This is a genomic window from Trinickia sp. Y13 (assembly GCF_029522115.1).
Lineage (GTDB): Bacteria > Pseudomonadota > Gammaproteobacteria > Burkholderiales > Burkholderiaceae > Trinickia.
On the sequence record NZ_JAKWFK010000027.1, the window covers coordinates 15332 to 27286 of the forward strand.

Sequence of the window (11955 nt, forward strand, 5' to 3'; positions counted from 1 at the left end):
AAAATCGAATCATAGACTCTTTCCGGGGGACGTTCGTCAAGACGCTGGTTGCCAGTTGGACAAGATGCAGCGCGAGATGCGATATGACTAAGGCCATGGAAGACAAAAGAGTATGGAACGCTATCGCAGACACTCCCGAGGAAGCTGCCAATCTGCGCGCACGTTCCGATCTGATGATGCAAATCGCGGCGATCGTCAAGGCAAACGACTGGAAGCAAGCAGAGGCTGCCGCGCATTGTGGCGTCACCAGCCGCGCATCAACGATCTGCTACGGGGATGCGTCTCACGGTTCTCGTTGGACGCTCTCGTGAATATCGCCACGGCACTCGGCCGCCGCGCGCATATCGAACTGGAGGCGGCGTAGTAAAGGCTAGTAGCTCAATTGCCACTAACGAACGAAGTCAGTTGGATGTGGGCGATCCAACGGGGCAAACTAACCGCCACCCGGATAAGGAATCGAATGACCCTCGACGTTGAGATCGAAGTTGCATGCGACGATCGCTCTGACGGGTTCCGAGGCGCTGAGATTGATGGGTTGATGCGGGACGTTGCCCGGGATGAAGATGAAATCACCGGCGCGGTTGACCATCGATTTCGCAAGCCCATCGCCATATCGATGTTCAACCTCGCCACTCTGAATATAGACGATCGTCTCCGTCCCCGCCGGATGTATGTGCGCTGGAATCGTCTCGCCGGGTTGGATTTCCGCCACGAACATGAACACCGATTTCGGCGCTCCGAGCTGACTGGCGACAGCGTCATATGAAAATCCCTGCTCCGTCCGAGCCGGACGGCCCGCGGTGGACAACAACACAATCTCGTCCATGTTGCCCCCTCAAACGTCGTAAACAATGAATGAAATATTCATGATGATGCCGAAGTAACCGTCCAGCGCCAGCCGTCCGTCGACGACTTTCGGCCGACCCAAGCCCTTTACGATGCGCGTGGTGCGATATCGGTGGTACCCGTGCAGCAAGTCGCCAAAGTGGAGGCAATGCGCACGTGATGTGGGGTAGAGGTCGAGATCGATTTTCGATAGTTCCGTCCAGTGCGCGCGGGGGTAGGCGTGATGGGCGTTGTGATATCCGTAGTTGAGGAAAATCGCGTTGAGCCAAGCATGTTTTGAACTGATCAGCGACGAGTACGTGTTGCGTTGTTCATGGTCCCCATCGAATCTTCGTACAGACGCGCCTAGTGACGTGATGTCGAAGGTATGGTGAAAGCAGTCGTATATTCGCAGTATGGTCAGCATGGCAAGATGAGACGTGAACAGCCATACCCAGCTCCACGGCGAAATGTAAAGCAGACCGAGATAAAAACCGGCTCGCAGAAGGAACACCAACGCGATCCTTTTTCTCAACCGCCGGTGTCTTTCTTCGAGAAAAGGAACCGCCAGCGAACGGGCTCGCGCGATATAACTGAGCACCGGAAAATAGCACCATTCAAGCGCAATGATCACGGCGCGCATTGGCGGCGGCAGGGATCCCACCCACCGCGTGATGGAGAAGCCATCGTAGCCCACGCGATTGCCGTGATGGTTCAGATGCTGTCGGCGCAGCAACGTATAGGGTACGTAGCACCCACCGCTGATCAGCGTGGTGGCGCGCCCCAGGAATGCATTGAACGCGGCACTTCGCGCCATGGTTCCATGCATGCATTCATGAGTAAGCAAGGCACTCAGGATCATCGTGTGCGTCATCAGCAGGACGCCGAGAAGAGGCAGGCCCCAGCCTGGGCGCGTCACAAGATATATCGCGAGCGCATAGCCGCCAAAGGTATAGAGCCACGTGGCGATGTCGATGCAACATCGCCAGAAGCTAGCTCGAGAACGATCACGAGATGTCGGCTGCCCCCGAAGCTCGTCGGAAATGGGCCGTGTTGACGTAAGAACCGTTGAGTCTCTTTGAGCCATGTGACACTGGAATCCGAGAGCGTGCGATACGGTCTGGGCGCCAAGCAAAGCGGCGCCTCAACGCGAAGCATTTCACCAACTTAACGCTGCGATGTTAGTGGGCAAGGAGCCGATCGGAATTGCAGGACGCGAATCGGTGGACCGATGCGCGAAGGACCGAATGGCGAGCGTTGCAGTGCCGGTGGGCGCGTGTGCGTCGGCGAGCGGTTCGGTGGGAGGGAGGTATCGGTAGCGCGCCAGCTCACGCTCGACCCATGGGCGGATGTGTTGACGCGCGGATGCTCGATGACTTCACGGGAAATCTGCGGCGTTCGTCGACGGATCGTTCGCGCGATGTGCCTTAACGATCCGCGATTACGTAGCCGGTGCTGCGCCCGCCGCCGGACGACCTCTAGCGCGGAACGTATTTTCCGTCTTGAGCAGACCAGCCGAATGTTTGACGCCACTTGCCGCCACGCGCGCGCAATTGCAAATCGCGGAAGCCATCTGTCGATGTCGGTAGCATCGATAACGCGTTGCTGCCGTCCTCAATGTCATGGTCGCGTGTGCCGTCGCGGTGCCAATCGCCAGCTATATCGCGGTAGTACATCATCGGCTGCGCGAAGATTAGGCGGAGCGCAGCGCCGTCGATTCGGAACAAGTACAGCGCTTCGAATGAAGCACCGCCACCCGAGTATCCGATCTCCCACCCCGCTCGGACGCCGAATGCGTAGTCACCGGCGCGCAGTTGGTACGGCGCGAGGTCGAAACGCCGCCATTGCTCCGGGAGTGCTTGATTGCTATCGGACTTGTCGTCCAAGTCATCGGGGGCTTGGATGTTCGTTGCGCTCCAGTCGGTTGGCTGGTCAACGGGACGCTCGGTGCGGGCTACCAGTTTCGGTGCACCGTCAGGGCCGCGCTCGAATATGCCCAGCCAGACTAGATTTTGCGATGTCTTTGCGTCGTCGCTGGTTCGACCGACGCCGTCACATTGTTGGGATGCAGGCGACCGCAATGCCTGTTCAGCAATCGCGTCGGTCGAGGCAATACAGACGATCGCCACGTACGCGCCAGTGCGTTGCGGCCAAGGTTTGACGCCGACCAATACGGCTCGCTCGGAGTTTTGCCCCGGAGCGACTTGGGCGATGACGGTTTGTTTTGTGAAGCCGGCGGGCAAGCGAGTGCCGAAGCCGTCGGATTCGGGCGCGATGCCCATTTCGTTCTTGTACGCGGCGCGGGCTTCGTTGGTTTCGAATTTTGATGGAACTTGGGCCAGGGAATGGGCGGTGCCGTCGGCTTGGGCAATCGCCGTTAATAGAGACGTTGCTAGGGCAACAAGCAGTGGGGCGAATCGGCGGTTCATGGCACGACGGGCGTTATGTAATTCATAAATGGCGAGAATAGCAAACCGCGAGGCTGCTCGGTTCATCCTTTACTGCTTGGCTGCTTCGTCATCATTCAACGCCTATCTTGTTTGCAGTAAATTCGGCAATCGGAATGTCCGGCGTACCAAGATGATCAACACGGCGGGGCCATAATCCGGCGAAAAGAAAGGTCGGCGGAGCACAGTGTCAGCGGGCTGAATGTTAGATGACTTCGCGGGAAATCTGAGCGTTCTTTGAGGGGGCGTTCGGGCGATGCGCCTTAACGATCCGCGACTACGTAGGCGGTGCTGCGCCCGCCTCCGGGCGACTTCTCCAGCACGCCTAGTTCGAGCAACTGCGTGATATCGCGTAGCGCAGTGTCGGGCGAGCACTTGGCGATGGCCGCCCACTTGCTGCTCGTGAACTTGCCCTCGAAACCGTCGAGCAGCCGGTTGTCCAGCTTCACCTGCCGCTCGTTCAACGGCGTGCCAGCCCAACGTTGCCAGAAGCGCGTCTTGACCAGCACGACATCCAGCGTGGTCTGCGCGCTGGCGATGGCGCGCCCGAGCGTGCTGAGGAACCACGAGAGCCAGCCGGTGACATCCAGCGAACCCTTCTGCGTGCGTTCGAGCACATCGTAGTAGTCCTTTCGCTCGCGTTGGATTTGCGCCGACAGACTGTAGAAGCGTTGCGGACTACCGTCGGCGCGAGCCAGGAACAGGTCGCCCACGGCGCGGGCGATGCGCCCGTTGCCGTCGTCAAACGGGTGTAGCGTGACGAACCACAGGTGCGCCAGGCCGGCCTTGAGGAGTATGGGCTCGCCGGTTTCCTCGTTCGCCCAATCGAGGGAACGCGCCGTCTCGACGGGGAGCGTACTGGCGGGCGGCGCTTCAAAGTGGACCTTGCGCCGCCCTGCCGGGCCGGAAACCACCTGCATCGGCCCGGCGGCATCGTCGCGCCACTGGCCCACAGCGAGCTTGCTTATGCCCGAGTAGCCGGTCGGGAACAACGCTGCGTGCCAGCCGAACAGGCGCTCGGCGGTCAATGGGGAGGCGGCGTTGGAGGTGGCGTCGAGCACCATCTCGACCACGCCCTCGACGTGTCGATCCACCGGCGCGATCGCTCCAATGTACACGCCCAGACGCCGGGCGATGGAGGAACGCACCGATTCGACGTTGAGCACCTCGCCCTCGATTTCGCCGGTCTTGACCACGTCCTCGGTGAGCGCGGCTAGGCTCGCCTGGTCCCGCAGCGCGATGCCCACGTCAGACAGGCGGCCTAACAGCGCGCCTTGGGCGCGGCTGACCTCGGTCAACGGCCCGACGAGCGCCGACAGGTCGTAGCGCCAATTCGGCCAGTCGTCGGCCTGCCAGATGTAGAGATTTTCTCCGCTTTTCATGCGGGGATTAGATGCCTTATTCACTGCAGTAGCAAGGCATTCTCCGCATAATCTGCGGGAAAATGGCTGCTAATCGCCGCATCATGCTGATTTCCCACACTCGCCGCCCGCCCATACGCCGGGCGATGGACCGGTGGGAAGCGCTCATACGCTGCCTCGCTCGACGCGCTGAACTACTCCCCAGTTACCCTGGGTTTGCAGGACAGCCTGAGTGGCGCGTTTCGTGATCTTGCGATCGCCATATAGCTCGGCCAAGCCCGCTTACCTGTCTGCGGTCGGCGCCTCACAGATTGAGGGGTTCGTGCGACCCGCCGATAAGACGAAACTGATTAGCCTCGCGCGAATCGAGATTCGTCCGACTGAGAGCGCGGCCACGGCGCTGGCACAATAGTCATTCCCGTAGCCTACCCCGCGAGCCATGAAGCACTCCGACTTTCACATCGGCCTGGAATTCCTCGGCACAGCCGGCTTCCGCTGGCGCTGCACCGATGTCGGCACTCGCACGATCGTCGCCATCCCATTAACGCATGACGATCCGAACTGGTATCGCGGGCCGCCCTACGTAGCGACGGAGGAGGTGTTTGACGAACATGAGATGGCGGACTGCCATCTCACGGAATACGACGCCATTCGTGCTGCGATCGAGGAAGCGGATACATCGGGCCACCCTGGCTTTCCTCACGAGGTCGTCACCCAGATGATGCGCGCGCGCCTCGAGGGCTCCTCGCCCTCATATCCCAATAAAGGCGTACTGCGCATTGATCGGCGGGCAACGGACGGCGAGATCCTGCACCCGTACGCCGCGCGCAAGAGCGGAAAAGACTGGATTGTGAAGCTTTACCTCCCGTTTCCGCGGATGTTTGACGAAATGCCAGAACACGATTTCATTGCCTTAGCGATCGCAACAGCGGACGACGTACTTGCTCGATCCAAGCGTGACGCCACTGAGCCTCAGCTAACAGCAGGAAGTCATGCTCCCAGAACCAGTTCGATTCAAATGGACCAAGTGAGCTGTTCGTAGATTGCAGGGGGTACGCGAATAGGAGCAGAAAATTCCTCCATATCGCTAGCCAACATGCCTCCCTGTACGTATACTCTTGCGCAGAAATGCGCACGAACTGCGCGAAAATTTACACAAATCACGCATGAAAGCACACGACGGAGCCGCGGCCGCGAGACTGGGAGCCATCCTCCGCGAAGCTCACCACCGCATCGAGGCCGCTGAGAGCGGCCGAATTAGCCAAGCCGAGATGGCGGCGCGGCTCGGGGTCAGCCAACGCGCATACGTGGATTATCTGCACGGACGCGGACCGGCCGGGGCTAGAGTCGCGCTTGATATATTGGCGATGCTCGGCGAGGACGAGGCAGTCGCTTTATTGCGCCGGTGGCGCGAGGGAATCGGAAAGAATGGAAAAGACCGAAATGGTTGATGCAGAAAACGAGGGGGCGACGCTACCCGGAATGGGGCCTCTAGCGCAAGCCCCTAAGAGGCGTGGCCGCAAGCCCAAGACGGAACGCGCGGACACCGTCGCGGAAGTGCAAATCGCACCTAAAACCGTGGATCCGAGGAACGCTCTCAACGAACTGACATCGACGGAGTGGCTACCAGAAACCGTTTCGGTCTGGACTCAGCGCGGGCTCGGGGCGAATCATCCGGACGCTCGCATCGAGCGCGAACATCCGGCACCGTTCTCGTTCACAGACGTGGCGCGGCTGGTTAAGTTTTTCACAAAACGTGGCCAAACGGTGCTCGACCCGTTTGTCGGCGTCGGGTCGACGCTCAAAGCCTGCGCGACGGAAGGCCGAAAAGGCATCGGGTTCGAGCTCAACCCGCGATACGCGGAGCTAGCCCGCGAACGACTTCGATCCGAGGTACGTGACCTATGGGCAGAGGACTCACAGGACGTCCGCCTTGGCGACGCCCGAGATTTGGTCAAGGAATTGCCGGACGACTCGGTTGATCTCATTGTCACGTCGCCCCCCTATTGGATCATTCTGCACAAGGAAGATCACAAGGCCCGCCAGGAGCGCGTAGAAAAGGATTTGGACACCCGGTACGGCGACGATCCCCGCGACCTTGGTAACGTCAAGGAATACGGCGACTTTATAACCGAGCTCTCCTCGATCCTCGGAGCCTGTGCTCGACCACTCAAGGCCGGCAAGCACATGGCTGTCGTCGTGTCGGACTTTCGAGACAAGTCCAAATACGTGATGTTCCACGCCGACCTCGCGGCCGCCCTCCAGCCCTATGGCCTCGAAATGCGCGGTCTCAAGGTGCTCTACCAGCGACACAAGCGGGTATTCCCATACGGGTACCCGTACGCCTACGTTCCGAACATTCACCACCAGTTCATCCTGATCCTCCAGAACGCGAAGGACAAAAAGGCAAAGGCCGCGGTGGCCGATGGTGAGCCAAAGGTGAAACGCCGGCGCAAGCCGAAGGCGCTGACATGACGAACGGCTCTCAAACGGATTGCATTATCATCGGCGACTGCATTGACGGTATGAATGCATTGCCGGAAGGCAGCGTCGATCTAATCGTCGCCGATCCACCTTATAACCTCGGGAAGGACTTCGGCATTTGGAAGGAGACTGAACGCGAGAAGGACTGGATCGAATGGACCCACGCGTGGCTAGCCGCGGCTGAGCGAGTTCTAAGACCGGGTGGCGCCATCTTCGTCTACGGCATCCATCGACACCTCTGCTGGGTGCAGTGTGAGCTTTACCGTCTCGGCTTGACCTATCGGCGGCAGATTATATGGAGCTACGAGAACGGCTTCGCTGGATACACGAAATCGCTGGCCGCCCACTACGAACCGCTACTATGGTTCAGCAAGGGCGACTCGTACACCTATCATCCAATCAGGGAACCTTACAAGAGCACGGAGCGCCTGAAGCATAAAGTCACAAAGAATGGGAAATCGTGGACGCCAAATCCCGAAGGTCGCATGGCCGGCGACATCTGGCGGTTCCCCGTTCTCGCAGGGCGTAGGTTCGCCCCCGAAAAGGTGAATCACCCAACGCAAAAGCCAATACCTCTCTCACTGCGAATCGTGCGGCACTTTTCAAACCCGGGGGAACTCGTACTCGTCCCGTTCGTCGGTAGCGGATCGGAATGTCTTGCATCGCGTATGGCGGGGCGGCGCTATCTCGGATTCGAGCTAAACTCCGCGTACGCCGAGATCGCAGAGGATCGCATCGCCGCATGGAACGAGGGCCGGGTGGCCCCCGGGGTTCCGCCGGAGGCTTTCGGGGAGTGGCTCAGCGATGCCCCTATTACTTCGCCACCTCCACCGACGAACGAAGTACTGAGCCTATTCTGAGTTTTCGCCCCAGGAGCGGCTCGAGCACCGAAGTCCTGTAGGACGGAGTATCAATGTCGACGTGAAACAGGTAGGGCGGCAGATCGGATAACTTGCCGCCGCGCCAGACCAGTAGGCACAGGGCGAGCACGGTTACTGTACCGATCTTGATGTCGAGCACGTTTCTTATGTCTTGCACAATGCGCCAGTATTCGGAACGGCGGTTAGGCAGAATATCGGTGACGACGAGCGTCGTCACCGAGTCCAGATTTCTGCCAAACCTCCCAACCAACACGGCCACGTCGTCAAGTAGGTCGCGTGGCGCATCCAGCACCGCCACATCGCCGAACTCCGCCTCAGCACACCCATAATTGGGCCATGGAGATCCGAGGACTATGTCCATGCGGGCGAATACATCGCCCTTCCGCCGCATTGCGGCCCCACACCCGGCCGCGATAAGCAAATTCCGGGCAAGATGATCAGGGAAGCGGTCTCCCACCCGCGCCCAAGCTGAGACGAGCTTTTCTCTCAGGTGCTCTGCAACGGCGTCTGATTCAATAAGGAATTCCCCAGTTCTTGGGGCCGCAGCTAATGCCACAAGAGCGGCGTCTGCAGATGCTGCCTCCGACGTCTCCGGAAAGGCCGCACGGGCGAAGTCGTCCACTACAGCATGCGGAATCATACTGATCGCTGCAGTAGGACAGCGCGTTGCGCAAACGCCGCACAACATACAGGCATCTGGATCAATCGACGGCGCCCCACCGTCTGCGCGGGACATAGCCCCCGCTGGACAGACGGTCGGGTTTCGGTCGGCAGGGAAATCAGGCAGCGATGCCGACACTACTTCAGCATCGCCGAAGAACATGCAAGGCGCATCGACGCACCGCAGACACGACGCCTGGGACGACGACCCATCGGAGAACCTCACAACACCTCGCTCTCCCGGGGAGACCTCGATCGAAATCGGGACGAGCCCTCTGCCGAGCGATCTACGCGGGACAGAAGCGCCGTCGTTACAGAAGAAGATCCGCGACATCAACCACTCCCTTCATTTGTGTGAATCCGTTCAGGGACAGCTTTGTCCCGCCCAACACCGCCGTCAGTGCGAGGGCGGCAAGTGATCTGATGTCAAGGACGCCGACGTTAAAGCCGTAGGCGGTATGCACGTCGCCAATCAGTTCCCTTACTTCGGATCGCTCATTAGGTGCATTGAAGCCGATGGCCAGCGTGGTGGTGCCGCGGGTAGTTGCGAACTGCCTGCGCGAGAGCAGGATGATCTTGTTTTCCACTGCCTGGCGAATCGCCTTGACCGAAAGCTCTCTCTCCTCGCCAGGTGACTTGATCTCGATGGGAATGCTGTCTGTGGCGTCGACAATCATGGCGTCGGCCCTGTCGTAATTGACCCCGCGACGGGAAGTCCGACACTCAAACCCGACAATGCGGAGCAACGCGGCAACCAAGGGATAAAAAACATCCTGGTTATCGTTGGAGTGCCTTCTTGCAAATGCCTCAACTGCAGCAGCATGCGCCCCTTCCAACTTAAAATCGGCCAGAAGCTCTCGCTCGAGCGAAGAAGTCTCGTCGTCCCTGACGACTGCAGCAGCCGATGGAACCGGCAAGATCATCGCCTTCTCACGCGTGCGCCCCGGCGCTGCAACTGCGACAAGGCGCGGCGTTGCCGCTACATCAGTGCAATTGGGCTCGCGTTCCAAGTGCGGGAATGCGGCGTTGACCTCGCGCCTTGCTATCTGTTGAAATGGCGAGAACAGCGGCTCCGGATTCGTCGGCACCCCCAAGTCGGACAAAGCCGCTCTGTCCTCTGCCATCCCCTCCCAGGCGGACGTAACGTCGAAGCCGGCACGAGCCAGCATCAGGTGTGCGGAGAGGCGCATGAATGGCGCCTTGGCACCGTCCGGCAGCCCTTTGAAGTCGGAGACTCTTACGTCGCGGAGCGTCGCGAGACGCTCAAGCGTCTCGCGCCCCGCGTCCGTCAGGGTGAACATGGAGCGCGAAGTCTTGACACACCAACCGGCCCATTGAATCGCCGCAATTGGGAAGCGCGTGTAGTTCCCCATGGTCACGTGGGAAATCCGACGCGATGCAGACAGGTTCGCTATTTCAATGGCCTGCCTGCCGAACTCTGAACGACAAGAGCGCAGCCTATCAATCATTGACGCAATTGCGTCTGGGTCTCTGTCGTCTGAGATGCTCAATGGCCCGACAATCATCTCGTCGCGAGTGATGTCACCACCAAGAGCGAGCGCAGTTCTGAGGATGGTGGGAAAAACACGTATCGAGTGCTCCCCCTGTACGCCGAGGACATCGTTCGGATACGCCATACCAAGCAGACACTCTTCCGTCAGCCGCCTCGGATCCGGCGTCAACGCAGCGTGCTCGCCCAGCCACGAGAATGCGAACCGCAACGCTCCCGCGGTCGATTGCAACCAGCCGAGCGTGCGGAAAAGCTCGGCGTACATCTTGGATTGGTTATAGAGCGGGTCGCGGGAACGATCTTCTCGAGTCGACCGGCGGAGGGCTTCATGACCAAACGCCCCTTGTGACGACACGTTGTTCCGCTCAAGCATCGCGAGCGTCATGTCATCGAGATCGAAGTCCTCCCTATCTTTGAGGATAGCGTGCAGATCACGGAATATCCGCACAAACATAGCGACATCAGATCCCGGGTTGGGTATGCGCAGCATCTCAGTCCCTCAATCGGGGGCCAGCGCTATGGGGCTTTCTTCTTGTCATGTTCCCTCGGCGTCAACAGTTCCGGGACACTTACGCCGAGCGCGCCAGCCAGTACGGCCAAGGACGCGATGGTCACGTTTCTCTCCCGCCTCTCGACGGAACCGATGTAGGTTCGGTGGAGCGAGCAAAGATCCGCCAGGGCCTCCTGCGAGAGCCCTCTCTCAGCGCGGAATGACCGGATATTCTCTGCCAGGATCTCAAGAAGAGCGGACTCGGGACGGCGCGGCATCATCGGAAGAATCAAAGCGCCAATTTTTTCCGGCCGCAGATTTTGGTGCTACAGACTATGGGTAGCATTTTCGAGATACCTCGCATTGAGGTGCAGAGTCTTTGCCCAGAAACGCGTCCGGTACTAGGTGCTGGCGACGATCAGTCGTGCGCTGAGTCGAAATGGCGCATGGTCCAGAAAAGAACGTCTAGTTCGTCGTGGATTCTCGATGCCTCGAATTCCAGCCACAGGACCGATGTTGACACCCTCCGCCAAGATTGGCGCTGATACAGAGCTCATCGCTGACCATCGGCAGGGGCTTATGTAGCACGAACTATCCTGGATTCGGACAGCCGACTCCACTGGCTATTAGCGCAGGCACGTAGGCAACGGTCCCCGTAAGCGCGAATTTAAGCGCACTTAGAATTCCAATCTGATTGGGCGCGGCCTGCGTCCGCAACTACAACTTGCGGACGCAACCGATGACAGAGAATGAAGTTGACTTCTTTCCTCTGCCCGTGACGGGCGCGACCGCCGCCCGTAAGCACCGCTTCGTTCCAGTGCGTAAACTCAGGCTGGTGGTACGCCAAGCCCGACGGCGCCCCGGCCGAATCAACGGATTGTCGTACATAGCCGACTGAAGAGAACGCTAGAGCCGCACCGAGATAGGACGGGGCGCATAACCATTCGCTGGTGGAGCGAGATAGACCAAATTTGATTACCGAGCCACAGAAACACAAAAGGGCCACAGGCAAATCGCCTGTAACCCTTTGATTTTATTGGTGGAGCGGATGAGGATCGAACTCACGACCTTCGCATTGCGAACGCGACGCTCTCCCAGCTGAGCTACCGCCCCAACGAAGCAGCAATTCTGGCACGGGGCTATGGGGTTTGACAAGCCCCCTTGGAAGCCTGTTAGCCCAACGTGAGAATGTCCGCTCCGTGCAAAGTAAAAATGTCCGCTCGATCATGATCGAGCGAGGCGCGGATGGAACTCACTATGAGCGAGCGCGAGATTGGGCGGCTGCGCGTGTTGGAGC

The 11955-nt window shown here is 59.4% G+C and carries 10 protein-coding genes, 1 tRNA gene and 1 pseudogene; 4 read left to right on the forward strand and 8 right to left on the reverse strand.

Features of this window, described 5'->3' with window-relative positions; all coding sequences use genetic code 11:
* Positions 1 to 176: 176 nt before the first annotated feature.
* A pseudogene (locus MMB74_RS27455) lies at positions 177 to 364 on the forward strand (XRE family transcriptional regulator).
* Between the two features lie 69 nt (positions 365 to 433).
* Here MMB74_RS27455 and MMB74_RS26515 read toward each other — a convergent pair.
* The 4 genes from MMB74_RS26515 to MMB74_RS26530 form a co-directional block, all read right to left on the reverse strand.
* The gene (locus tag MMB74_RS26515; protein ID WP_277431585.1) at positions 434 to 826 is read right to left on the reverse strand and encodes a cupin domain-containing protein; all 393 of its coding nucleotides are present in this window, start codon (positions 824 to 826) and stop codon (positions 434 to 436) included.
* A 9-nt stretch (positions 827 to 835) separates the two neighbouring features.
* The gene (locus tag MMB74_RS26520; RefSeq protein ID WP_277431586.1) at positions 836 to 1912 is read right to left on the reverse strand and encodes a fatty acid desaturase; all 1077 of its coding nucleotides are present in this window, start codon (positions 1910 to 1912) and stop codon (positions 836 to 838) included.
* Positions 1913 to 2303: 391 nt separating this feature from the next.
* Positions 2304 to 3320, reverse strand: coding sequence for a hypothetical protein (locus MMB74_RS26525; protein WP_277431587.1), 1017 nt, complete (start codon positions 3318 to 3320; stop codon positions 2304 to 2306).
* A gap of 215 nt (positions 3321 to 3535) precedes the next feature.
* Complete coding sequence (locus MMB74_RS26530; RefSeq protein ID WP_277431588.1) at positions 3536 to 4654, reverse strand: Fic family protein; 1119 nt, start codon at positions 4652 to 4654, stop codon at positions 3536 to 3538.
* Positions 4655 to 5072: 418 nt separating this feature from the next.
* Here MMB74_RS26530 and MMB74_RS26535 point away from each other — a divergent pair, with 418 nt between their 5' ends.
* The 3 genes from MMB74_RS26535 (at position 5073) to MMB74_RS26545 (ending at position 7977) form a co-directional block, all read left to right on the forward strand.
* Complete coding sequence (locus MMB74_RS26535; protein ID WP_277431589.1) at positions 5073 to 5675, forward strand: hypothetical protein; 603 nt, start codon at positions 5073 to 5075, stop codon at positions 5673 to 5675.
* Between the two features lie 386 nt (positions 5676 to 6061).
* Positions 6062 to 7108 carry a DNA methyltransferase gene (locus tag MMB74_RS26540; RefSeq protein WP_277431590.1) on the forward strand — a complete coding sequence of 349 codons (1047 nt, stop codon included), beginning with the start codon at positions 6062 to 6064 and terminating at the stop codon, positions 7106 to 7108.
* Complete coding sequence (locus MMB74_RS26545; protein ID WP_277431591.1) at positions 7105 to 7977, forward strand: site-specific DNA-methyltransferase; 873 nt, start codon at positions 7105 to 7107, stop codon at positions 7975 to 7977. Before MMB74_RS26540 ends, MMB74_RS26545 begins: the two co-directional genes overlap by 4 nt.
* On the opposite strand, the gene MMB74_RS26550 is transcribed toward MMB74_RS26545, so the two are convergent.
* The 4 genes from MMB74_RS26550 to MMB74_RS26565 form a co-directional block, all read right to left on the reverse strand.
* Positions 7931 to 8992, reverse strand: a complete 1062-nt coding sequence (locus tag MMB74_RS26550; protein ID WP_277431592.1) for a 4Fe-4S binding protein — start codon at positions 8990 to 8992, stop codon at positions 7931 to 7933. The two genes, MMB74_RS26545 and MMB74_RS26550, sit on opposite strands and share 47 nt — an antisense overlap.
* Positions 8970 to 10658, reverse strand: coding sequence for a hypothetical protein (locus tag MMB74_RS26555; RefSeq protein WP_277431593.1), 1689 nt, complete (start codon positions 10656 to 10658; stop codon positions 8970 to 8972). The genes MMB74_RS26550 and MMB74_RS26555 overlap by 23 nt, the downstream gene beginning before the upstream one ends.
* Before the next feature lie 26 nt (positions 10659 to 10684).
* Positions 10685 to 10939 (reverse strand): helix-turn-helix transcriptional regulator, encoded by a 255-nt coding sequence (locus MMB74_RS26560; RefSeq protein WP_346780724.1) that lies wholly within the window; start codon positions 10937 to 10939, stop codon positions 10685 to 10687.
* A gap of 756 nt (positions 10940 to 11695) precedes the next feature.
* A tRNA-Ala gene (locus MMB74_RS26565) sits at positions 11696 to 11771 on the reverse strand.
* Positions 11772 to 11955: the final 184 nt, after the last annotated feature.

Coding starts and splice junctions, on each gene's coding strand:
- MMB74_RS26515 (WP_277431585.1), bottom strand. CDS start 826: ATGGACGAGATTGTGTTGTTGTCCACCGCGGGCCGTCCGGCTCGGACG.
- MMB74_RS26520 (WP_277431586.1), bottom strand. CDS start 1,912: ATGGCTCAAAGAGACTCAACGGTTCTTACGTCAACACGGCCCATTTCC.
- MMB74_RS26525 (WP_277431587.1), bottom strand. CDS start 3,320: ATGAACCGAGCAGCCTCGCGGTTTGCTATTCTCGCCATTTATGAATTA.
- MMB74_RS26530 (WP_277431588.1), bottom strand. CDS start 4,654: ATGAAAAGCGGAGAAAATCTCTACATCTGGCAGGCCGACGACTGGCCG.
- MMB74_RS26535 (WP_277431589.1), top strand. CDS start 5,073: ATGAAGCACTCCGACTTTCACATCGGCCTGGAATTCCTCGGCACAGCC.
- MMB74_RS26540 (WP_277431590.1), top strand. CDS start 6,062: ATGGAAAAGACCGAAATGGTTGATGCAGAAAACGAGGGGGCGACGCTA.
- MMB74_RS26545 (WP_277431591.1), top strand. CDS start 7,105: ATGACGAACGGCTCTCAAACGGATTGCATTATCATCGGCGACTGCATT.
- MMB74_RS26550 (WP_277431592.1), bottom strand. CDS start 8,992: ATGTCGCGGATCTTCTTCTGTAACGACGGCGCTTCTGTCCCGCGTAGA.
- MMB74_RS26555 (WP_277431593.1), bottom strand. CDS start 10,658: ATGCTGCGCATACCCAACCCGGGATCTGATGTCGCTATGTTTGTGCGG.
- MMB74_RS26560 (WP_346780724.1), bottom strand. CDS start 10,939: ATGATGCCGCGCCGTCCCGAGTCCGCTCTTCTTGAGATCCTGGCAGAG.